General features: G+C 50.4%; 20 protein-coding genes. 1 reads left to right on the top strand and 19 read right to left on the bottom strand.

From position 1 onward, the window contains the following. Window positions 1–292 precede the first annotated feature (292 nt). Window positions 293–727: an RrF2 family transcriptional regulator gene (locus ACLU9Q_RS15895; RefSeq protein WP_296839726.1), complete on the bottom strand. Its 435-nt coding sequence runs from the start codon at window positions 725–727 to the stop codon at window positions 293–295. Between the two features lie 160 nt (window positions 728–887). Here ACLU9Q_RS15895 and lexA point away from each other — a divergent pair, with 160 nt between their 5' ends. Further along, on the top strand, window positions 888–1,508 hold the full coding sequence (gene lexA, locus ACLU9Q_RS15900) for a transcriptional repressor LexA (protein ID WP_296839728.1): 621 nt from the start codon (window positions 888–890) through the stop codon (window positions 1,506–1,508). Here lexA and ACLU9Q_RS15905 read toward each other — a convergent pair. From ACLU9Q_RS15905 to ACLU9Q_RS15990, 18 genes are all read right to left on the bottom strand, one after another. Next, window positions 1,505–1,873: an ArsR/SmtB family transcription factor gene (locus ACLU9Q_RS15905; RefSeq protein WP_412625613.1), complete on the bottom strand. Its 369-nt coding sequence runs from the start codon at window positions 1,871–1,873 to the stop codon at window positions 1,505–1,507. The two genes, lexA and ACLU9Q_RS15905, sit on opposite strands and share 4 nt — an antisense overlap. A gap of 159 nt (window positions 1,874–2,032) precedes the next feature. Next, entirely contained in the window at window positions 2,033–3,901 is a 1,869-nt protein-coding gene (locus ACLU9Q_RS15910; RefSeq protein WP_412625614.1) for a heavy metal translocating P-type ATPase, read from the bottom strand. Between the two features lie 78 nt (window positions 3,902–3,979). Continuing rightward, window positions 3,980–4,198, bottom strand: a complete 219-nt coding sequence (locus tag ACLU9Q_RS15915; RefSeq protein WP_296839732.1) for a cation transporter — start codon at window positions 4,196–4,198, stop codon at window positions 3,980–3,982. Window positions 4,199–4,370: 172 nt separating this feature from the next. After that, entirely contained in the window at window positions 4,371–4,730 is a 360-nt protein-coding gene (gene rsfS / locus ACLU9Q_RS15920; RefSeq protein WP_296839735.1) for a ribosome silencing factor, read from the bottom strand. 23 nt (window positions 4,731–4,753) lie between these two features. Further along, a complete protein-coding gene (yqeK, locus tag ACLU9Q_RS15925; RefSeq protein WP_296839738.1) occupies window positions 4,754–5,329 on the bottom strand; it encodes a bis(5'-nucleosyl)-tetraphosphatase (symmetrical) YqeK in 576 nt (191 codons plus the stop codon). Beyond that, entirely contained in the window at window positions 5,322–5,954 is a 633-nt protein-coding gene (nadD, locus tag ACLU9Q_RS15930) for a nicotinate-nucleotide adenylyltransferase (RefSeq protein ID WP_296839740.1), read from the bottom strand. Before nadD ends, yqeK begins: the two co-directional genes overlap by 8 nt. A gap of 12 nt (window positions 5,955–5,966) precedes the next feature. After that, window positions 5,967–6,260: a ribosome assembly RNA-binding protein YhbY gene (yhbY, locus tag ACLU9Q_RS15935; protein ID WP_296839749.1), complete on the bottom strand. Its 294-nt coding sequence runs from the start codon at window positions 6,258–6,260 to the stop codon at window positions 5,967–5,969. Between the two features lie 9 nt (window positions 6,261–6,269). After that, window positions 6,270–7,559, bottom strand: coding sequence for a GTPase ObgE (gene obgE, locus ACLU9Q_RS15940; RefSeq protein ID WP_298513819.1), 1,290 nt, complete (start codon window positions 7,557–7,559; stop codon window positions 6,270–6,272). Between the two features lie 91 nt (window positions 7,560–7,650). Continuing rightward, window positions 7,651–7,932, bottom strand: coding sequence for a 50S ribosomal protein L27 (gene rpmA / locus ACLU9Q_RS15945; RefSeq protein WP_296908373.1), 282 nt, complete (start codon window positions 7,930–7,932; stop codon window positions 7,651–7,653). Window positions 7,933–7,935: 3 nt separating this feature from the next. After that, window positions 7,936–8,256, bottom strand: coding sequence for a ribosomal-processing cysteine protease Prp (locus tag ACLU9Q_RS15950; RefSeq protein ID WP_296908375.1), 321 nt, complete (start codon window positions 8,254–8,256; stop codon window positions 7,936–7,938). Window positions 8,257–8,261: 5 nt separating this feature from the next. After that, entirely contained in the window at window positions 8,262–8,567 is a 306-nt protein-coding gene (gene rplU / locus ACLU9Q_RS15955) for a 50S ribosomal protein L21 (protein ID WP_006864338.1), read from the bottom strand. 153 nt (window positions 8,568–8,720) lie between these two features. After that, complete coding sequence (locus ACLU9Q_RS15960; protein WP_308594170.1) at window positions 8,721–9,905, bottom strand: ribonuclease E/G; 1,185 nt, start codon at window positions 9,903–9,905, stop codon at window positions 8,721–8,723. Further along, complete coding sequence (locus ACLU9Q_RS15965; RefSeq protein ID WP_296836423.1) at window positions 9,889–10,614, bottom strand: TIGR03936 family radical SAM-associated protein; 726 nt, start codon at window positions 10,612–10,614, stop codon at window positions 9,889–9,891. Before ACLU9Q_RS15965 ends, ACLU9Q_RS15960 begins: the two co-directional genes overlap by 17 nt. Then, window positions 10,580–12,445, bottom strand: coding sequence for a TIGR03960 family B12-binding radical SAM protein (locus ACLU9Q_RS15970; RefSeq protein WP_296836427.1), 1,866 nt, complete (start codon window positions 12,443–12,445; stop codon window positions 10,580–10,582). The genes ACLU9Q_RS15965 and ACLU9Q_RS15970 overlap by 35 nt, the downstream gene beginning before the upstream one ends. A 267-nt stretch (window positions 12,446–12,712) precedes the next feature. Beyond that, window positions 12,713–13,894, bottom strand: a complete 1,182-nt coding sequence (locus tag ACLU9Q_RS15975; protein WP_296908378.1) for a MalY/PatB family protein — start codon at window positions 13,892–13,894, stop codon at window positions 12,713–12,715. Between the two features lie 31 nt (window positions 13,895–13,925). Then, on the bottom strand, window positions 13,926–14,819 hold the full coding sequence (locus ACLU9Q_RS15980) for a DUF3737 family protein (protein ID WP_296836433.1): 894 nt from the start codon (window positions 14,817–14,819) through the stop codon (window positions 13,926–13,928). A 267-nt stretch (window positions 14,820–15,086) separates the two neighbouring features. Continuing rightward, the gene (locus ACLU9Q_RS15985) at window positions 15,087–15,938 is read right to left on the bottom strand and encodes a prolyl oligopeptidase family serine peptidase (protein ID WP_412625616.1); all 852 of its coding nucleotides are present in this window, start codon (window positions 15,936–15,938) and stop codon (window positions 15,087–15,089) included. 288 nt (window positions 15,939–16,226) lie between these two features. Then, entirely contained in the window at window positions 16,227–18,635 is a 2,409-nt protein-coding gene (locus tag ACLU9Q_RS15990) for a glycogen/starch synthase (RefSeq protein WP_412625617.1), read from the bottom strand. Between the last annotated feature and the right edge of the window lie 100 nt (window positions 18,636–18,735).

Below are 18,735 nucleotides of genomic sequence, written 5' to 3' on the forward strand. Positions count from 1 at the left end.
CCTGCTGACAAGTGATAAAATCATATCAGTGACAGCTCATGAAATCACTAACAATATATTGTATTATATATTATATTTGCGATAAAAACAAGAATTATAATTACTTTTAGTCAATTTTCTTCTGGCATACGTAGTATTATTACTGTATTTAATTTTCAAAAGCAAAATAAAGGAACGCCCGGTTATCCTTTCATAACCGGGCGCGCCGACATCTTTCCAACATTACAATCGAAAGTCTTCCGATGACATTTTATATTTGTTTTCCAATGCAGAATTTAAAAAGCTTTTTTGCTTAGATTACATAGTTATCTCCCATCTCCCGCTGCCACTCAGCGAGGTCCTCCAGCGTATATTTATCTACCACCCCGCGGATCGCACTGTCCAGCTCCTTCCAGAGACGTAAGGTCACACATCCCGCCTGCCGCGGACAGAGATTCGGCTCATCCTCCAGACACGCCACCGGAGCAAGGCTGCCCTCTGTCAGCCGCAGGATCATGCCGACAGTGTACTCTTTCGGCTGCTTTGCCAGCCGGTAGCCGCCCTGCGGTCCGCGGATGCTCTTTAAATAGCCTGCCTTTGCGAGGATCGTGACGATCTGCTCCATATACTTTACCGAAATATCCTGCCGCTTTGCGATGTCTTTTACCCGCACCGGCTCTTCCCCGCCCATCACAGCGAGATCCAGCATGATGCGAAGCGCGTATCTTCCTTTTGTCGATATTTTCATAGCCTTCTCCTTTTCCTACTTAACCAATATAATTATAGTATAATAAGAATACATTTTTGTCAAACCGTAAGTTTTTCGAACAGGCTTTCTGAACTTTTGTTTGCATTTTCCAAGAAATTATTATATACTATAAAAAAGAAAAAGGACGGAGGTTCCCTTTATGGCATACGGAAAAATTACGAAAAAACAATCCGAAATTTTAGAATACATAAAAAGTGAAATTTTAAACAGAGGATTTCCGCCGGCAGTGCGTGAAATCTGCGAGGCAGTGAATTTAAAATCTACCTCGTCTGTGCATTCCCACCTGGAAACGCTGGAGAAAAACGGCTATATCCGCCGTGACCCCACCAAGCCCCGCGCGATCGAGATCATCGACGACAATTTTAATCTTGTGCGCCGCGAGGTGGTAAACGTGCCGATCGTCGGACGTGTTGCAGCGGGAGAGCCGATTCTTGCCGTAGAAAATATCGAGAGCTATTTCCCGATCCCGGCGGAGCTTATGCCGAACGCACAGACCTTTATGCTTACCGTGCAGGGAGAAAGTATGATCAATGCCGGTATTTTTGACGGCGATCAGATCCTTGTGCAGGAACAGTCTGTCGCGAACAACGGCGATATGGTCGTTGCGCTCGTGGAGGATTCCGCTACGGTAAAAACCTTTTATAAAGAAGACGGCTATTACCGCCTGCAGCCGGAAAACGACACCATGGATCCCATCATCGTGCATGGAGATCTGAAAATTCTCGGCAAAGTGATCGGTGTTTTCCGCTTCTTCTCCTAGTCTTCCTCAATATGGTCAAGCCCCTGTGCAATGATCGTCCGCACATGGTCGTCTGCGAGGGAATAAAAAATAGATTTTCCTTCCCGGCGGTTCTTTACCAGCTTATTCTGCTTCAGAATGCGGAGCTGATGTGAAATAGCGGACTGCGTCATAGAAAGCGCCCGCGCAAGGTCGCACACGCAGACCTCCGCCTCAAACAATACAAACAAAATCCGGATGCGCGTGGAGTCGCCGAACACCTTGTACAGCTCCGCAAGGTTATAGAGCGTCTCCTCCGGCGGCATCTTTTCATTTACGATCTTCAGAAGTTCCTCGTGCACCTCTGTAGTTTCGCAGCATTCCATTTCTATATTTTTTTCCATCATATAGCATCACCTTCCCTGTTCTGTACAAAATTTCCCTTATTTTAACACAAATCTGCGCTGCACGCCAGCCACATTTTTTGCATGGGCTTCCCTGCGTACAGCGCAGATAAATTTCCACGTAAGATATATTCCTGCTTTCGCAGCATCACACGTGTTCTCTTACAGCTTCTTCACATACAGCGTGCGGATCGCATTTAACACGGCGATCACCATAACGCCCACATCCGAGAAGATCGCGATCCACATATTCGCAATGCCGAGTGCGCCCAGCACCAGACAAATTAATTTAACGCCGATCGCAAAATAAATATTCTCGTAAACGATGCGCATACATTTGCGCGAAATACGGATCGCTTTTGCGATCTTCAGAGGATCGTCGTCCATCAGAACAATGTCCGCCGCTTCGATCGCCGCGTCGGAACCAAGTGCTCCCATCGCAATACCGATATCTGCCCTGGACAATACCGGAGCGTCATTGATACCGTCGCCGACAAACGCCAGCGCGCTCTTCGGCTTCTTCTCTTTAAGCAGCTTTTCTACTATGGAAACCTTATCTCCCGGCAGCAGCTCGCTGTACACCTCGGTGATGCCAAGCTCTTCTGCCACCTGGTCAGCCACCTTTTTCGCATCGCCTGTCAGCATAACGGTCTTTGACACACCCGTCTTTTTCAGCGCCTGGATCGCTTCCTTTGCGTGCGGCTTTAAGATATCCGAAATCACGATATGACCGGCGTATTCACCGTCGATCGCCAGGTGTACGATCGTGCCGACGCTGTGGCAGTCGTGGTAGCTTACGCCAATGCGCTTCATCAGCTTGCTGTTTCCGGCGGCGACTGTTCTGCCGTCCACCTTTGCGATTACGCCGTTTCCACCGATCTCCTGCACGTCGGATACACGGCTCTGATCGATATGCTTTCCGTAAGCCTTCTGCAGGCTCTTGCTGATCGGGTGCGTGGAATGGCACTCCGCAAGCGCCGCATATTCAAGCAGCTTCGGTTCTTCCATGGTATTGTGGTGCACACCCGCTACCTCAAAAACGCCCTGCGTCATGGTTCCGGTCTTGTCAAATACCACGCAGTCTGTTTTCGAAAGCATCTCCAGATAATTCGAACCCTTCACCAGCACGCCCGCGTTGCTCGCACCTCCGATTCCGGCAAAAAAGCTTAACGGGATACTGATCACCAGAGCGCACGGACAACTGATTACCAGGAAGGTGAGCGCGCGCATCACCCACTCCGCCCACTGCGGCGAAAGTCCCAGAAAGAACATCCGGACAAGAGGCGGAAGAACAGCGAGCGCAACAGCGCTGTAGCAGACCGCCGGTGTATAGTAGCGCGCAAATTTCGTGATAAAATTCTCTGAGCGCGACTTCTTGGAGCTGGAATTTTCCACCAGATCGAGAATCTTTGAGACGGTAGACTCCCCAAACTCCTTCGTTGTGCGTACCTTTATAAGCCCGCTCATGTTAATGCATCCGCTGATGATCTCATCGCCTGCAGCCGCCTCGCGCGGCAGGCTCTCACCGGTCAGCGCGCTGGTGTTGAGCGTCGTGCTTCCCTCCAGGATCACACCGTCGATCGGCACCTTCTCGCCCGGCTGCACTACGATCACATCACCGATGGCAACCTCGTCCGGGTCTACCTTTTCAAGCGCTCCGTCCCGCTTCACATTCGCGTAGTCCGGGCGGATATCCATCAGCTCGCTGATGTTTCTGCGGCTCTTGCCGACCGCATAGCTCTGGAACAGCTCGCCAATCTGATAAAACAGCATAACGGCAGCGCCCTCCACGTACTCTCCGAGCACGATCGCTCCGATGGTGGCTACCGCCATCAGAAAGTTTTCATCGAAAACCTGCCGGTTTTTAATACCCTTCAGCGCCTTTTTTAAAATATCGTACCCGATCACCAGATATGGGATCAGAAAAAGCGCCATCCGCAGATATCCCTCCACCGGAAGCAGGCTGAATATCACGATCAGCAGTATTGAAATAATAATACGCATCAGCACATTTTTCTGCTTTTTGGTCATAATCTCACTCTCCTGTTCTATAGTTTCAATCTGCCGGACGGAAGCTTTTATACTCCCTTCCGGCAGAACTCATACTTTCTATAAATAGATTTCGCAGTCGTCCTCTACCTTCTTGCAGTTCTTCAGAACCTCTTTCATAACTGCCTTCGGCTCCTGCCCGTCCTCAAATTCCACAATCATCTTCAGGGTCATGAAATTTACGGTTGCATTCTTTACGCCTGCCGTATTCTTAGCGGCTTCCTCCATCTTATTTGCGCAGTTTGCACAGTCAACCTCAATCTTATACGTTTTTTTCATTGCTGTTCCATCCCTTCGTTTTTGCTTTATCATATGAACACTTATTCATATGTTTGATTAAATTATAGCATGTTTTCACGGGATGTCAACATAAAAATAGTGTTTGTCAGAAAAAAAGTCCGCCTGCAGAGATTTTCTGCAAACGGACCAATATTTTGTTTACATAATTAAATTATGCAAACTCTTTTGCGTCAATAAATTTTCCGTCTCTCCAGATACGCTCCAGATCGTAGAACAAGCGGTTCTCCGCGTCAAATACGTGAACGATGATATCGCCGTAATCCAGCAGTATCCAGTTTGCCGTCTGGTACCCCTCTACCTGGCGGCTGTGGAAGCCCTCCTTCGCAAGCGACTCCTCCACATTGTCCACCAGCGCCTGTACCTGATTCCGGTTCATACCGCTCGCGATCACGAAGTAGTCTGCCAGCACGGAAACCTCCGTGATGTCGATGATCTTCACATCCTCCGCCTTTTTATCCTCCAGTGCGGCAACCGCAAGCTGTACCATCTTTTTCGACTTCGTAAGCTCCATACATTCCCTCCTTTTGTTATCGTTTAATCCAACACCTGTGCCTTATAATATTCATACGCTCTCATCGTCATACTGTCAATACTTTTCGGTGAATTTTTCAGATACGCCAGCGTGTCCGACAAAATCTTAAAAAGCGCAAGGTCGATGTCCTCAAAGGCAAGTCTGCGCACGTCGGCAAGATCTGGCGCCTTGGTACGCATCGGCTCGATATAATCAGAAATAAAGATAATCTTATCGAGCTGGCTCATCCCCGGCTTTCCGGTAGTGTGGCAGGCGATCGCCTCCAGAATCTCTTCATCCTCGATACCGTACTTTTCCTTTGCGATAAACGCGCCGACCTTCGCGTGCAGCAGAAACGGACTCTTCTGCTCCGCGTCCGTCATAGCGATCTGATTTTTCAGACAGATTTTTACCTTCTTGGCGTCTGGAATGCATTTCGCACAGTCGTGCAGCAGACCGGCGACCTGCGCTTTCTCAATATCCTCCCCGTAGCGCATCGCAAGCGCTGCCGCCGTATACATCACACCCTCCGTGTGCTCAAAACGCCCGGCGTCCAGATATTTTTTCAGCGTTTTTTTCATCTTGGGAATATTATACATTGCACTGTGCTCCTTGCTGGTAAAGTTTCGTATCATGAATATAATGCAGGACCGCATCCGGCAGATAATAGCGCGCCGACCTTCCATCCGCGATCCATCCGCGCAGCATCTGCGAGGAAACGTCAAGGTTGGGCGTAGAAAGCATCCGGATCCGGGCGCCGTACAAGCCCTCCAGACGCTTTGCAGTAAGTTCCAGCTCCGTTTCATTTACGTGGTCACGCGCCGCGACGACCAGCGTGGCAAGCTGCGCGATCCTTCCCGGATTTCTCCAGGTTTCAAAATTGAAAAGAGAATCCGCCCCCATGATAAAGTAATACTCCGTATCCGGGTGTTCGCTGCAGAGCCGTTCCAGCGTCTCCTTTGTGTACGTATAGCCCTCCTCGTGCGCCTCAGCGAGCGAAAGTGTGAAGTGGGAATTTCCGGCGATCGCAAGGCGCACCATTTCAATGCGCTCGTCAAGCTGTGCCCTGCCCTGCCGGTCCTGCTTGTGCGGCGGATTTCCGGACGGCATAAACAATACGTTTTCCAGATGAAACTGCTCGTAAGCGCGCTCTCCAAGAATCAGATGCCCGACATGGATCGGGTCGAACGTGCCTCCCATGATACCCACTCTTCGCTTTTCCATATAGCCCTCCCGTTACCTCGGCAGTACGATTTTCTTCTTCTCGTCCTTGCCCTCTTTGTATAAAACAATCTTTTTGCCGATCACCTGCACCACCTGGGAGCGCGTACGCTCCGCCACCATCTGCGCGATCTCCCGCGGATCGTCCATGCAGTTCTGCAGGACGCTGACCTTGATCAGCTCTCTTGCATCAAGCGCCTCCTGGATCGCTTTTGTATTTTCCGGCGTGAGACTGCTTTTTCCAATCTGAAAGATTGGCTCCATCGTCATCGCCAGGCTTTTTAAATATGCTCTCTGTTTACTTGTCATAGCTGCTCCTTATTTATAATAATCGAAGGCAAGTCCGTACATGCGGACGGTGTCACCCTCCTCGATGCCTGCTTCCTCCAGCGCCTCCAGAATACCGGTATCCTTCAGGAATTTCTGGAAAAACAAGAACCCCTTCTCCGATTCCAGGTTGGTGTAGCCGAGCATCTTTTCGATGCGCGGTCCTTCTACCAGGAAGGTGTGCTCCTCTTCTGTCGATTTTTCCACGGTAAACGGCAGATTTTCATCAATATACCTCTCCTCCGGGAAAAATTCCTGCTCGAAGGTAAGCGTCTCCTGCGGCAGCGTATCGAGAAGCTCCCGCACATAATAAAGAAGCTCCTTCAGGCCCTGACCGCTGACTGCTGAGATCGGGAATACCTTTATCCCCTGCGGCTCAAATTCCTCCTTTAAGCGCTGTACCGGGTCCTCATCCTCCGCGTAGATCACATCGACCTTGTTTGCCGCGATCACCTGCGGACGCTCGGCAAGCTCTGCATTATAGGCGCGCAGCTCATGATTGATCTTATAGATATCGTCCACCGGATCACGCCCTTCCGTGGACGCCGCGTCCACCAGATGAATCATCACGCGCGTGCGCTCAATGTGGCGCAGAAATTCATGTCCGAGCCCCGCTCCGTCGGAAGCGCCCTCGATCAGGCCGGGAATATCGGCGATCACAAAGCCCTTTCCCTCCAGGTCGACCACGCCGAGGTTCGGCGAAAGCGTCGTAAAATGGTAATTGGCAATTTTCGGCTTCGCGTTTGTCACCCTCGAAAGAAGCGTTGATTTTCCGACGTTCGGAAATCCGATCAGTCCGACGTCCGCGATCACCTTCAGTTCCAGCGTGACCTCCAGCTCCCGCGCCGGTTTTCCGGGCTGCGCGTATTTCGGTACCTGCATGGTGGAGGTGGCAAAATTCATGTTGCCAAGACCGCCTCTCCCGCCCTTTAAGATAACCTGACGCAGATTCTCACCGGACATGTCGGCGATCACCTTGCCGCTCGCCGCGTCCTTGATCACCGTCCCCTCCGGCACCTTCAGCACGATATCCTTTCCGTTCGCTCCGTGACGGCGCTGCTTGCTGCCGTCCTCTCCGGGCTGTGCGGAAAACTTGCGTCTGTGACGGTAATCGCCAAGCGTCGTCAACCCCTTGTCCACTTCAAAGATAACGTCGCCGCCCTTGCCGCCGTCGCCGCCGTCGGGACCGCCCGCCGCCACAAACAGCTCCCGGCGGAAGCTCACGTGACCGTCGCCGCCCTTGCCGGAGCATATGATAATTTTTGCTCTGTCTGCAAACATAGTAACCTCTCTTTCAAGATGAGTAGTCTTTTTTACACGAATCCTATGAGAAAAAAGGGGTTCAAACCATGCGATTTGAACCCCGAACAATTTATTCTACCGGAAGGACAGAAACCTGTTTCTTGTCGCGTCCTTTTCTCTGGAATCTTACGATGCCGTCAGCCGTTGCAAACAGTGTATCATCACCGCCGCGTCCTACATTTAAGCCCGGATGAATCTTTGTTCCGCGCTGTCTGTAAAGAATGTTGCCAGCCTTTACAAACTGTCCGTCTGCTCTCTTCGCACCTAATCTCTTGGACTCGGAATCTCTGCCGTTCTTTGTGGAACCGACACCCTTTTTATGAGCGAAGATCTGAAGGTTCATATTTAACATGTCCTACACCTCCTTGAATGTAAGTCTGATATACTCATTACCGTATGTTTGTTGAATATCCTGCAATCCGGAAATCATAGAATCCAGCAGAAGCGCCGTCCGCTCAGAGACGCTGCCCTTTAAGCTGCAGTGGATAGCCCCATCTTCTGAAGAAGCGGTGACATCGTCCCCGGTAAATCGCTCGATCGAATTGACCGCGTTTACCGTGAGTGCGGAAACCGCTGCACAGATAATGTCGTATCCTTCCTCTGCATAACCGGCATGTCCCTCGCAGGAAAAACCTCTGTATGTGCCGGATTCTTTATAAACGGTTATTTTGATCATAAAGATTAACCGTTGATCTTTTCAATCTTAACCTGTGTGTACTGCTGTCTGTGACCGTTTTTCTTGTGGTAACCGGTTTTTCTCTTGTACTTGTAAACGATTACCTTTTTCGCCTTGCCGTTCTTGACAACGCTTGCAGTAACGGTTGCGCCTGCTACGTCAGCGCCTACTTTCAGTCCGTCGTTGCTGACTGCAAGTACCTGATCAAATGTAACAGTTTCACCAGCTTCAACACCAAGCTTCTCTACGTTAATGATATCGCCCTCGGCTACTTTGTACTGTTTACCACCTGTTGCAATAATTGCGTACATATGGCACCTCCTATTATCATTACTCGCTAAATTCGGTGGTTATTTGCATAACACTTAAACCTCTTTACGCGGCATACGTTAGTATCTTAGCATACGAGCGCCCGTCCGTCAAGCAGTTTTTCCGGTATTTGAAACATAATTTTGATACCTTTTTCACCGCATCATCTCCGCAAGCGGTTTCTGCACGCGCCTGCGCGTGACCTCGGCAAGACCGAGCTTCGTGATGTCGACGACGCACGCCTTCACCGGATCTTTCTGAAGCTCGGCGTCGAGCGCTGCGAGGAGCTGCTGCTCGTCCTCTTTGCTGTCCATATTGATAAAATCAATCAGAATGATCCCCGAAAGATTGCGCAGCCGTATCTGGCGCGCCGCCTCGCGCGCCGCTTCCAGATTGATTTTGCGAAAGGTATCCGCCGCTTTTTTCCCGCGCCCGCATTTTCCGGTGTTCACGTCGATCACCGTCAGCGCCTCTGTCGGCTGGATAACAAGATATGCACCGGATTTCAGCCACACGCGCTCCCGCAGCGCCTCGTCGAACGCGGATTCCAGCGAATACAGCTTGTACAGCGGCAGCAGGCGGTCCTCATAGAAGGAAAGCTTTGTAAGATCTTCCGGCATGTTTTCCGAAAGGTATTCCTGCAGCCTTTCGTACAGCTTTACATCGTCCGTGATGATCTCCCCGCACTCCGACTGGCGGATATCCTTTAAATGCACGAGCCACGCCGCCGGACTGCGGTAAAGGCAGCTCCGGCAGGTGCGGTGCTGCGCCGCCCTGCAAAGAGCCTCAAAGCGCTCTGCGAGCGCCAGCGCTTCCCGGCAGATTTCTTCCGGGGACGCTTCCGCCGCATTGGTGCGGAGTATCCAGCCAAATTTTCCTGTCGGAAACGACTCTGAGAGAGCAAGCAGCCGCTCCCGTTCTTTTTTAGATACTTTCGCAGAAACGCCGGTCTGCAGCTTTCCGGAGGTCAGCACCAGATATTTTCCAGGTAAGGAAATGTTCGCTGTCACCGTCGGCGCTTTTGTTTTTACACTCTCCCGCGCGATCTGCACAAGCAGCTCATCCTGCGCCACCAGGTGCGCCGAATTCATTTTGTTTGTAAAGATCGGCTCCGCGTTCTCGGAAAGCGGCAGATAACAGGGGATTCCCTCTTCGATCTCCACGAACGCCGCCTGGATATTCTTAACGACATTCTGTACCTTCCCAATATAAATATTCCCGAGCAGCGACTCCTGCGTCTCCCGCTCAAAGGAAAGCTCTGCAGCCTTTCCGTCATGGTACAGCGCAGTGGCAATCCCGTCCCGAAACCTTGTGATGATCAGTTTACCCTTCAATGTCACAGCCCAGATCCTCCAGGGGAACAAGTTTGCGTTCCCCTTCCCCGATATCAGCATACAGCTCGTCGCGATTCACCAGCAGCGCAAACTCCGGCATTTCCCATCCGAGAAATCCGGCAAACGCTGTCAGCACCAGCTCCGGCTTTAAGTTTGCCGCGCTTCCGGCTGCAAGCTGCATACGGATTTTCCCATCCTGGCATTCGCTATGGTAAATCATCGGGCGGATATCCTCTTCCTTCTCACTCTTCTTTGTTTTTTTGCAGACGACGATCTGCTCCTGCGCAAGGAACGCTTCCCAGGATGCCTGCCATCCCTGCGGCGGCTCGCAGCCCTCGCGGAATGCCACCGTAAAATCAGCGGCGGCAACAAGCGACATCGCTTTGGACGCCTTTCCGTCCTCTATCCGGCGGAAGCCCGTCACATGGACGCCCTCCACCATCACGCTGTTCAGACGCTCCAGCGCCTCCCGTGTGGAAATCGGCGTTTTGATCTCGATATCCACATACTCGCTGTCGCTTGTCATTCCCACGCCGAGCGGCAGGGCGAATGACATCACCATGTGCGGGCTGAACCCTTCCGTAAACGCAATGTCGATCTCCGCGCGGCGCAGCACCTTCTGGAAAAAGCGCATCATATCGAGATGTCCGATGAATTTCATCGCACCGTGCTTGGAAAATTTAATTCTTATCTTCAAAACAGACACCTCCCCCATAGCAGGCTGCTCCGCATCCGGCACATTTGCTGCGGCAGTTTTCCGTTACTTTTTCCTCGTGCGCACGCTGCCACTCGCGCTTTAAAAACGCCTTGCTCACGCCGATATTGATGAAATCCCACGGCAGGATCTCTTCGGTATCGCGCTCGCGCACCGTATAAAAGGCCGGATCGACGCCGGTATGTTCATATGCCTGCTCCCAGTATTCCCTGTGAAAGGTCTCCGTCCAGGCGTCGTAGAGCGCGCCGTTTTTGTAGGCGTCCAGAATAACCGCGCCCACGCGGCGGTCGCCGCGCGCCAGGAGACCTTCCAGCACGGTCACATCCGCCTCGTGCCAGTTGTAGCGGATACTCCTGTAATTTTTCTGTTCCTTCATCTCATGATTGACCGTGCGGGCGCTGCCAAGGAAAGCGTCTCTGGTGTACATCGGCGCCCACTGGAACGGCGTAAACGGCTTCGGCACGAAAAAGGATGTGCTGACCGTAATCTGGCATTTTCCGTTGCGCTTTTCCTTCGGGACCTCGTAGTAGCGCTCGGCAATTTTCTCAGCCAGATGGGCGATCGCCTTGCGGTCCTCATCCGTCTCCGTCGGCAGTCCGAGCATGAAATACAGCTTGACCTTGTTCCAGCCGCCCTCGAAAGCCTGTCCGGCGCCGTTCAGAATAACTTCCTCCGTCAGACCCTTGTTGATAACGTCGCGCAGACGCTGGGAGCCTGCCTCCGGCGCAAAGGTAAGACTGCTCTTGCGCACATCCTGCACCTTGCTCATAACGTCGAGCGAGAAAGCGTCAATGCGCAGCGACGGCAGGGAAATATTGATGCCGCGACGGCGGCACTCATCGATCAGATAGGTGACCAGCTCCTCCAGCTGGGAATAATCGCTGGAGCTTAAAGAACTGAGAGAAATCTCCTCATGACCGGTGTTTTTCAGCATCGCCTCCGCTGTTTTTTTGAGCATTTCCACGTCGCGCTCTCTGGTCGGACGGTAAAGCATCCCCGCCTGGCAGAAACGGCAGCCGCGGATGCACCCGCGCTGGATCTCCAGCACCACGCGGTCCTGCGTCGCCTTGATAAAGGGCACCACCGGCGCCTGCGGATACACCGATTCCGTCACATTCATGACGATCTGTTTTTCCACTGTCTCCGGCACCCCCGGCGTATTCGGCGCAAACGAAGCAATGGTGCCGTCTTCCTTATAAGTGACATCGTAAAGGGACGGCACGTAGATGCCCGGCACCGAAGCCGCGGCGATCAGAAATTCCCGGCGGCTCTTTCCGGCAACGCGGTATTCCTTATAAAGATCAAGCAGCGCGTCATAGACTGTCTCGCCCTCGCCGATATAAAACATATCAAAAAAATCCGCCAGCGGCTCCGGATTATAGGCGCAGGGTCCTCCGCCGATCACCAGGGGACAGTCCTCCCCGCGCTCTGCCGCCAGCAGCGGAATCTGGCTCAGCTCCAGAACCTGCAGGATATTGGTGTAGCACATCTCATACTGGATCGTAATGCCCAGAAAATCAAACTCCTTTATCGGGTCCTGCGATTCCAGCGCAAACAGCGGGATATTTTTCTCTCTCATGATTTTGTCGAGATCCGTCCATGGCGAGTACACACGCTCGCACCAGACGTCCTCGCGGCGGTTAAACATGTCGTAGAGGATCTGGATGCCAAGGTGTGACATCCCGATCTCGTAGACGTCCGGAAAGCACATTGCAAAGCGCACCTGCATGTCCTTTTTGTCCTTCATCACCGCGTTTACCTCGTTGCCGATATAGCGGGCAGGCTTTTCGATTTTCAGTAATATTTCATCATTTAAAGCGAGTTTTCGCATAAATCTCCTTTCGTTTTTGTGCAGTATATATACTTCTATTCTTCTTGAACAGCACACCAATCCACACTATTGTAAGCTTTTGGCGAAAGGAATTCAAGCAAATCTTTTTCTAATCCCTCTGTCCTCTCAACAGTTTCATCTGCCCCTTTATGACACCCGCATCCCGAAGCGCAGGAAATTGCTTTACCTGCTCTGCTTTACAGCCTGTATCCTTTAGATTTTGAACCAGATTTTCGTATTCGCCATTTCCGTTAAATGTCTGCGGCTTTAACAGCGATTTAATACCCACTCTTCATAAGCCAGTCCTCCTTTCTTTAGTCTCTGTAATCCATCTGTAAGCATTTCTTTCGGACAGGCGACATTCATCCTCAAAAACCCTGCGCCGCTTTTCCCATATTGCCTGCCTTCCGATACATAAAGCCCTGTGGTGTTCCGCAAATACCATGCAAGCTCTGTGGCGCCTCCCAAAAGTTCCCTGCAATCCAGCCACATAAGGTACGTTGCTTCTGACGCGACCGGCTTTATTTCCCCGATATTTTCTTCTATGAAGGCTTTCGCATACTGTTTATTTTCTTCCAGATATTCTCTCAGAGCATCCAGCCACGGGGCTCCTTTTGTAAATGCCGCCACCGCCGCCTGCACTGCAAACGCATTTGGCTCTGCCACCTCGTCTGTATTGACTGCGCGGTACATTTTACTTTGCAGCCCCTCATTTGGGACAAAAACTGCCGCCGTCTGAAGCCCTGCCAGATTAAACGTTTTTGTGGGCGCTATACAGGTAATACTGATTTCCCGGCAGTCCTCTGAAACCGATGCAAACGGGACATACTCCTTCCCCGGCGCAGTCAGGTCACAGTGAATTTCATCAGAAAGAACGATCACATGATGCTTCCTGCACAGTCTGCCGATTCTTGCAAGGGTTTCCCTGCTCCAGATCTTTCCCACCGGATTATGCGGATTGCAGAGGATCATCATGGTGGTCTGTGGGTCTGCCAGATCCTTTTCCAGCTTTTCAAAATCAATCTCATATGCTCCGTCTTCATACCTTAGAGGGCTTTCCAGTACGGTTCTTCCATTATTGACAATTGAATTGAAAAAGATATTGTAAACCGGCGTCTGCACCAGAATCTTTTCGCCCGGCGTTGTCAGCTTTCTCACTGCGCTCGAAATAGCAGGTACCACGCCGGTCACAAACATCAGCCACTCTTTCTCGATCTGAAAATGATGGCGCTTACTCCACCAGTCCTGATATGCCTGATACCACTCATCCGGTATAACAGAATATCCGAAAACGCCATGCTCTGCCCGCTCTGTAATCGCTTTTCTGATCTCAGGGGCAGTCTGAAAATCCATATCTGCCACCCACATGGGAAGCTCCCCATCCTTCACATCCCATTTCATGGAATTGCTGTTTTTTCTGTCGATTATTTCATCAAAGTCATACTTCATTTCTGAACATCTCCTTTTATGATTCTCTGGTTTACCCTGCCTGCTTTATACATTCCCGTTTTCCGGTATCGTCCTCCCGGCAAACGATTCTTATCTTATTTACATCCACCTTATCTTTCTCCAGCGTCAGCTCTCCAATATGATCTGCCTGAATCGTTCCTGCTGTGGGATTTAAAACACTTTCGATTCCGCCCACGATCTGCGCGTCTACCGTGGAATACTCGAAGGCAAGGGTAGTATTTAACAGGCGGCAGTTTTTCATCACCAGATTGTCGATGTAGCACATCCCCTGCAGGCTTTCAATGGTACAATTGACGAGCGTCAGATTCTTTGCGTTCCATCCCAGGTATTCACCGCAGATATAAGAATCATACACGGTCACATTTTCGCTGTTCCAAAAGGCGTCTTTGGACAACAGCCTTGCACTGTGAATTTCCACATTTTGGGCACCGTCAAAAGAGTAGTTGCCTGCCAGACGGAAATTCCGAATCACTATGTTCCGGCTGTTCATGGCAAAATAATCGCCCTTCGCCATCACATCCTCCAGTTCCACTCCATCGCAGTTCCAAAGTGTCTCCGCCGCATTCGGCAGATCTACATGGGAAAGCTTCACACGGCGGCACCGACGGAAATTCTTCGGCGCTTCAATCAGAGAATATTCCACTGTAATATCCTCCGTATACCAGACACCTGCTCTTCCCATTTCCAGCCAGGAACAATCTTTTGCATAAATGTTCTTCGCATACCACAAAGGATATTTCCACTGGAACATACTCCCATAAAGCTCAATATCCCGGCTCTCCTTCAGCGGAGATTCTCCATCCGCAAAAATAGTATCGTAAATTTTAAGATTCTGTCCGCCGAATAAGGCTCTTTCTCCTGTCAGTCTCTGCTGCCGGATCTCCCTGTTTTTTTCTGCATTCATTGTCTCATCTCTCCTTTATTTCTATGTTTTCAATTGTCTTTCCTATGGTTAATTATAAATCATGCCTCTTTATATATCCAATACTTATGAAAAATACTGATTAATGCTTACTAAGCATACTTCTGCAAGCCTCAGCATAACTAAAAGGCATAAAGAACCATCGATGCTCTTCATGCCTCCGGTATGTACTTTTCAAAATATCGAATTATAATCAGTTCTTTGCTTCTGCTTCCAGGGCTTTCCATGCACCGGTCACTTTTGTATCTGTCATTTTATCTGCCCAAACAGCCAGCCCATGATCTCCTCATCGAAGGCAAATTGTCCGCCGCCTCCATGCTGGTTGCTGATTCCACGTTCTGTGAAATACGAACCATCTTTGATGTCAAGTACCAGAAGCTGCTCTATTTCTTCCTCTGAAAGTCCCTGTTCCAGATACCGATCCCGCAGTGCCTCATAGTCTTCTCTTGTCGGTTCGGAACCATAGTATTCATCATCCTCACCGATAGCCAGGTAAACAGGCAGACGGTTCTCCACCACCGGGGCATAATCCCCATCCCATCTGGAGCTGCAGTGCAGATATGCAGTGAACAGTTCCGGGGCCTTTTCCAATACCAGTGACATCGTTTCACCGCCGCCGGAATAGCCGTTAGCATAAACCCGATTGGTATCTATGTTGTATTTTTCCAGAAGATAGCGGGTCAGTGCTATGGTTTGATCTGCCGACGTCTCGCCCCAATCTTCAAGCTGCGGTGCAGCAATGAGCATATTTTCATTGTATTTCTGCGCCTCAAAGGCAAATTCCTCTGCTTTCAGATTCACACCCATCCCCTGAAAATACAGTCCTTCATATCCCGGCAGTGTGACAAACAGGGCATACGGCTCACTTCCATCATAGCTTTCCGGGATATAAATGTGGTAATGGATATCTCCATCATTTTTCGAATGGAGCACATTGTCCATCAAAAATCCGCGGTATTCTTCGGTCCCCGCCGTAACAAGCCGGGAAGTTTCTGACGGAGCAAATGTGTCCTGCTCCTGAGCCTTCGCACGCCCGCAGGCAATTGCGGAAACTGCCAGAAGCAGCGCCATCATCCCGGCTAAAATTTTAGTTCCATTCATGGTTGCCTTCCTCCTGCAGTCCATTGGCCGCTATAATTTGTGCTGAAAGGATTTTTTGTTTCCTTGCTTTCAAATACATTTTAGATGATGGCTCCGGAAAAGTACAATGCCGATTCGTCAAAGCACTATAATCTGTGCGCATACTGTATCTCATTTTTGAATTGAACAGAAAAAGGACAGCAGAGAAAAACCGGGCAGAGACAGGTAATTCCCATCTCTGCCCGACTATAGTTTTTCTGACAAAGTCCGGCGTTTCTCCGTTTCAGGAGAAGCCTGCGCTCCTTTGTTCTACCAAGTTAATTCCAGATACAGATCCTTGTACTGCTTCGCGGAATTATCCCAGGAGAAGTTTTTGTCCATATCTCTCTGAACCATCTCATCCCAGCACCAGCGGTTTGTGAAGTACAGTGTCTTTGCGCGGTTAATTGCATCCAGCAGCAGACCGGCGTCGTAGTTGTCGAAGGTGAAGCCGTTTCCTGTATTTGTAAACATATTGTACGGCTCTACCGTATCCTTCAGTCCGCCCGTCTCGCGCACGATCGGCACAGTGCCGTAATGCATTGCAATGAGCTGCGTCAGACCGCACGGCTCAAACTGTGACGGTACCAGGAAAGCATCCGCACCCGCATAAATCCTGTGCGCTCTCGTCTCATCGTACATGATATTCGAGCAGACATTTCCCTTATACGCATTTTCATAGTAGCGGAAGGAATCCTCGTACATCGCGTCGCCGGTTCCGAGAACAACGATCTGCGTGTGCTCATCCATGATCTGCGGGATGATCGCATTGATCAGGTCGAGCCCCTTCTGGTTTGTCAGGCGGGAGATCAGACCGATCACGAATTTATGGTCATCCTGCTCAAGTCCAAGCTCCTCCTGCAGTCTGCGCTTGTTCTCTTTTTTCTTCTCCAGCACGTTTGTGATATCATAATTTACATACAATCTCTCATCAGTCGCCGTGTTCCAGATATCGTAGTCAATACCGTTGACAATGCCTCTCAGCTTTCCTGAATGATATCTTAAATGAGCATCCAGATTTTCTCCGTAGTACGGCGTTTGGATCTCCCACGCATAGGTATTGCTTACGGTCGTGATGATGTTGGAGTAGGTCAGACCGCCTTTCATCATGTTTGCATCCTGGTAGCCCTCCTTGAGCGCATCCTTATTGAACACATAATCCGGCAGACCGGACCAGTAGCGGATCGTCGGGATGTTGTAAACGCCCTGGAAGCGCAGATTGTGAATGGTGAGGATGGTCTTTGCGGAAGCCAGCTTCGAGGTCTCAAACAGTGTTCTTAAATATACCGGTACCAGAGCTGCCTGCCAGTCGTGGCAGTGAATGATGTTCGGCGTCCAGTCCATGTAGTTAAGCGCTGCCAGCGCCGCTTTTGCAAAGAAGCAGTATTTCGGAATATCGTCAACCAGGTTCGTGTACGGATTTCCGCTGCTGAAAAATTCCTCATTGTCGATGAAGTCATATACCACGCCGTCCCATACATATTCCATGATTCCCACATAGAACGATCTGCCGTCCGCGCAGAGATCCATCTCAAAGGAACCGCGGTACACCATCTTTTCCTGATACTTCCACGGAATACATTTGTAGCGCGGAAGGATTACCTTCACATCGCAGTTCTGTTTCACAAGCGCCTTCGGAAGCGCATACATAACGTCGCCAAGACCGCCGGTCTTTACAAACGGATAGCACTCCGAGCCGATAAACGCAATACTTCTGCGCGGTGTGGTGTATACCTCGTAGGTTGGCTCCTCCACGGCTTTTGCTTCTTCCTCGACCGGTTCTGCTTTCGGCTCCTCAGCCTTCACTTCCTCAACCAGTTCTGCTTTCGGCTCCTGAGCCTTCACTTCCTCAACCGGCTCTGCTTTCGGCTCCTCAGCTTTCACTTCCTTAACCGGCTCTGCTTTCGGTTCCTCAGCCTTTACTTCCTCTGCGGCAGCCGCAGCTTTGGTCTTTCTTGTTCTGGTCGTCTTTGCAGGCTTTTCCTTCGGCTCCGCTGCTTTCGCAGTCTTCGCCGCTCTCTTTGCCTTCGGCTTTTCTTCCTTTGCCGGCTCTTCCGCCTTCACTTCCGGCTCAGCCTTTACCGCCTCTGCCTTCGTTTCTTCTGCTTTCGGTTCTTCCACCTTGGCAGCCTTCGTCGTCTTTGCGGCTTTCTTCTTCGGCTCTTCCGTTTTAGCTGTTGTTTTTACAGCCTTCTCTTTCGGTTCTTCCGTTTTTGCGGTTGTTTTCACAGCCTTTCCCTTCGGTTCTTCCGCCTTAGCTGTTGTTTTCACAGCCTTCTCCTTCGGCTCTTCCGTTTTAGCTGTTGTTTTTACAGCCTTCTCTTTCGGCTCTTCCGCTTTTGCTGTTGTTTTCACAACCTTCTCTTTCGGTTCTTCCGCTTTAGCTGTTGTTTTCGCAGCCTTTTCCTTCGGCTCTTCCGCTTCCTCTGCTGCTTTTGCAGCTTTCGCAGTCTTTGTTGCTCTCTTCGCTTTCGGCTTTTCTTCCTTTACAGGTTCCGTCTTTGCTTCTTCCTTCTTTGTTTCTTCCGTCTTTCCTTCTGCAGCCTTCGGCTCTTTTGCAGGCATCTCAGCTGCCGGGGTGTCCTTTGCAGTAGCTTTTGCTTCTTTTGCTTCCACTGCAGCAGTTTCCACCGGAGTTTCCGGTGTGGCCGCCGATGCTGTTGCTTTCTTTCTTGCCATATAGCACCTCCAAAATAATCTATCTTCGTTTTCTTAATTTTAGTATTCAATAATGTGGGTCAGAAGTAATTGTATCACAAATATTACCCAAAGGCAAATA

Origin of the sequence: Marvinbryantia sp. (genome assembly GCF_047017445.1) — a bacterium.
Lineage (GTDB): Bacteria > Bacillota > Clostridia > Lachnospirales > Lachnospiraceae > Marvinbryantia.

Bases quoted from the DNA above. Each gene is read 5' to 3' on its own strand.
- ACLU9Q_RS15895 (WP_296839726.1), bottom strand. From the start codon at position 727: ATGAAAATATCGACAAAAGGAAGATACGCGCTTCGCATCATGCTGGAT.
- lexA (WP_296839728.1), top strand. From the start codon at position 888: ATGGCATACGGAAAAATTACGAAAAAACAATCCGAAATTTTAGAATAC.
- ACLU9Q_RS15905 (WP_412625613.1), bottom strand. From the start codon at position 1,873: ATGATGGAAAAAAATATAGAAATGGAATGCTGCGAAACTACAGAGGTG.
- ACLU9Q_RS15910 (WP_412625614.1), bottom strand. From the start codon at position 3,901: ATGACCAAAAAGCAGAAAAATGTGCTGATGCGTATTATTATTTCAATA.
- ACLU9Q_RS15915 (WP_296839732.1), bottom strand. From the start codon at position 4,198: ATGAAAAAAACGTATAAGATTGAGGTTGACTGTGCAAACTGCGCAAAT.
- rsfS (WP_296839735.1), bottom strand. From the start codon at position 4,730: ATGGAGCTTACGAAGTCGAAAAAGATGGTACAGCTTGCGGTTGCCGCA.
- yqeK (WP_296839738.1), bottom strand. From the start codon at position 5,329: ATGTATAATATTCCCAAGATGAAAAAAACGCTGAAAAAATATCTGGAC.
- nadD (WP_296839740.1), bottom strand. From the start codon at position 5,954: ATGGAAAAGCGAAGAGTGGGTATCATGGGAGGCACGTTCGACCCGATC.
- yhbY (WP_296839749.1), bottom strand. From the start codon at position 6,260: ATGACAAGTAAACAGAGAGCATATTTAAAAAGCCTGGCGATGACGATG.
- obgE (WP_298513819.1), bottom strand. From the start codon at position 7,559: ATGTTTGCAGACAGAGCAAAAATTATCATATGCTCCGGCAAGGGCGGC.
- rpmA (WP_296908373.1), bottom strand. From the start codon at position 7,932: ATGTTAAATATGAACCTTCAGATCTTCGCTCATAAAAAGGGTGTCGGT.
- ACLU9Q_RS15950 (WP_296908375.1), bottom strand. From the start codon at position 8,256: ATGATCAAAATAACCGTTTATAAAGAATCCGGCACATACAGAGGTTTT.
- rplU (WP_006864338.1), bottom strand. From the start codon at position 8,567: ATGTACGCAATTATTGCAACAGGTGGTAAACAGTACAAAGTAGCCGAG.
- ACLU9Q_RS15965 (WP_296836423.1), bottom strand. From the start codon at position 10,614: ATGGGGGAGGTGTCTGTTTTGAAGATAAGAATTAAATTTTCCAAGCAC.
- ACLU9Q_RS15970 (WP_296836427.1), bottom strand. From the start codon at position 12,445: ATGCGAAAACTCGCTTTAAATGATGAAATATTACTGAAAATCGAAAAG.
- ACLU9Q_RS15975 (WP_296908378.1), bottom strand. From the start codon at position 13,894: ATGAAGTATGACTTTGATGAAATAATCGACAGAAAAAACAGCAATTCC.
- ACLU9Q_RS15980 (WP_296836433.1), bottom strand. From the start codon at position 14,819: ATGAATGCAGAAAAAAACAGGGAGATCCGGCAGCAGAGACTGACAGGA.
- ACLU9Q_RS15985 (WP_412625616.1), bottom strand. From the start codon at position 15,938: ATGAATGGAACTAAAATTTTAGCCGGGATGATGGCGCTGCTTCTGGCA.
- ACLU9Q_RS15990 (WP_412625617.1), bottom strand. From the start codon at position 18,635: ATGGCAAGAAAGAAAGCAACAGCATCGGCGGCCACACCGGAAACTCCG.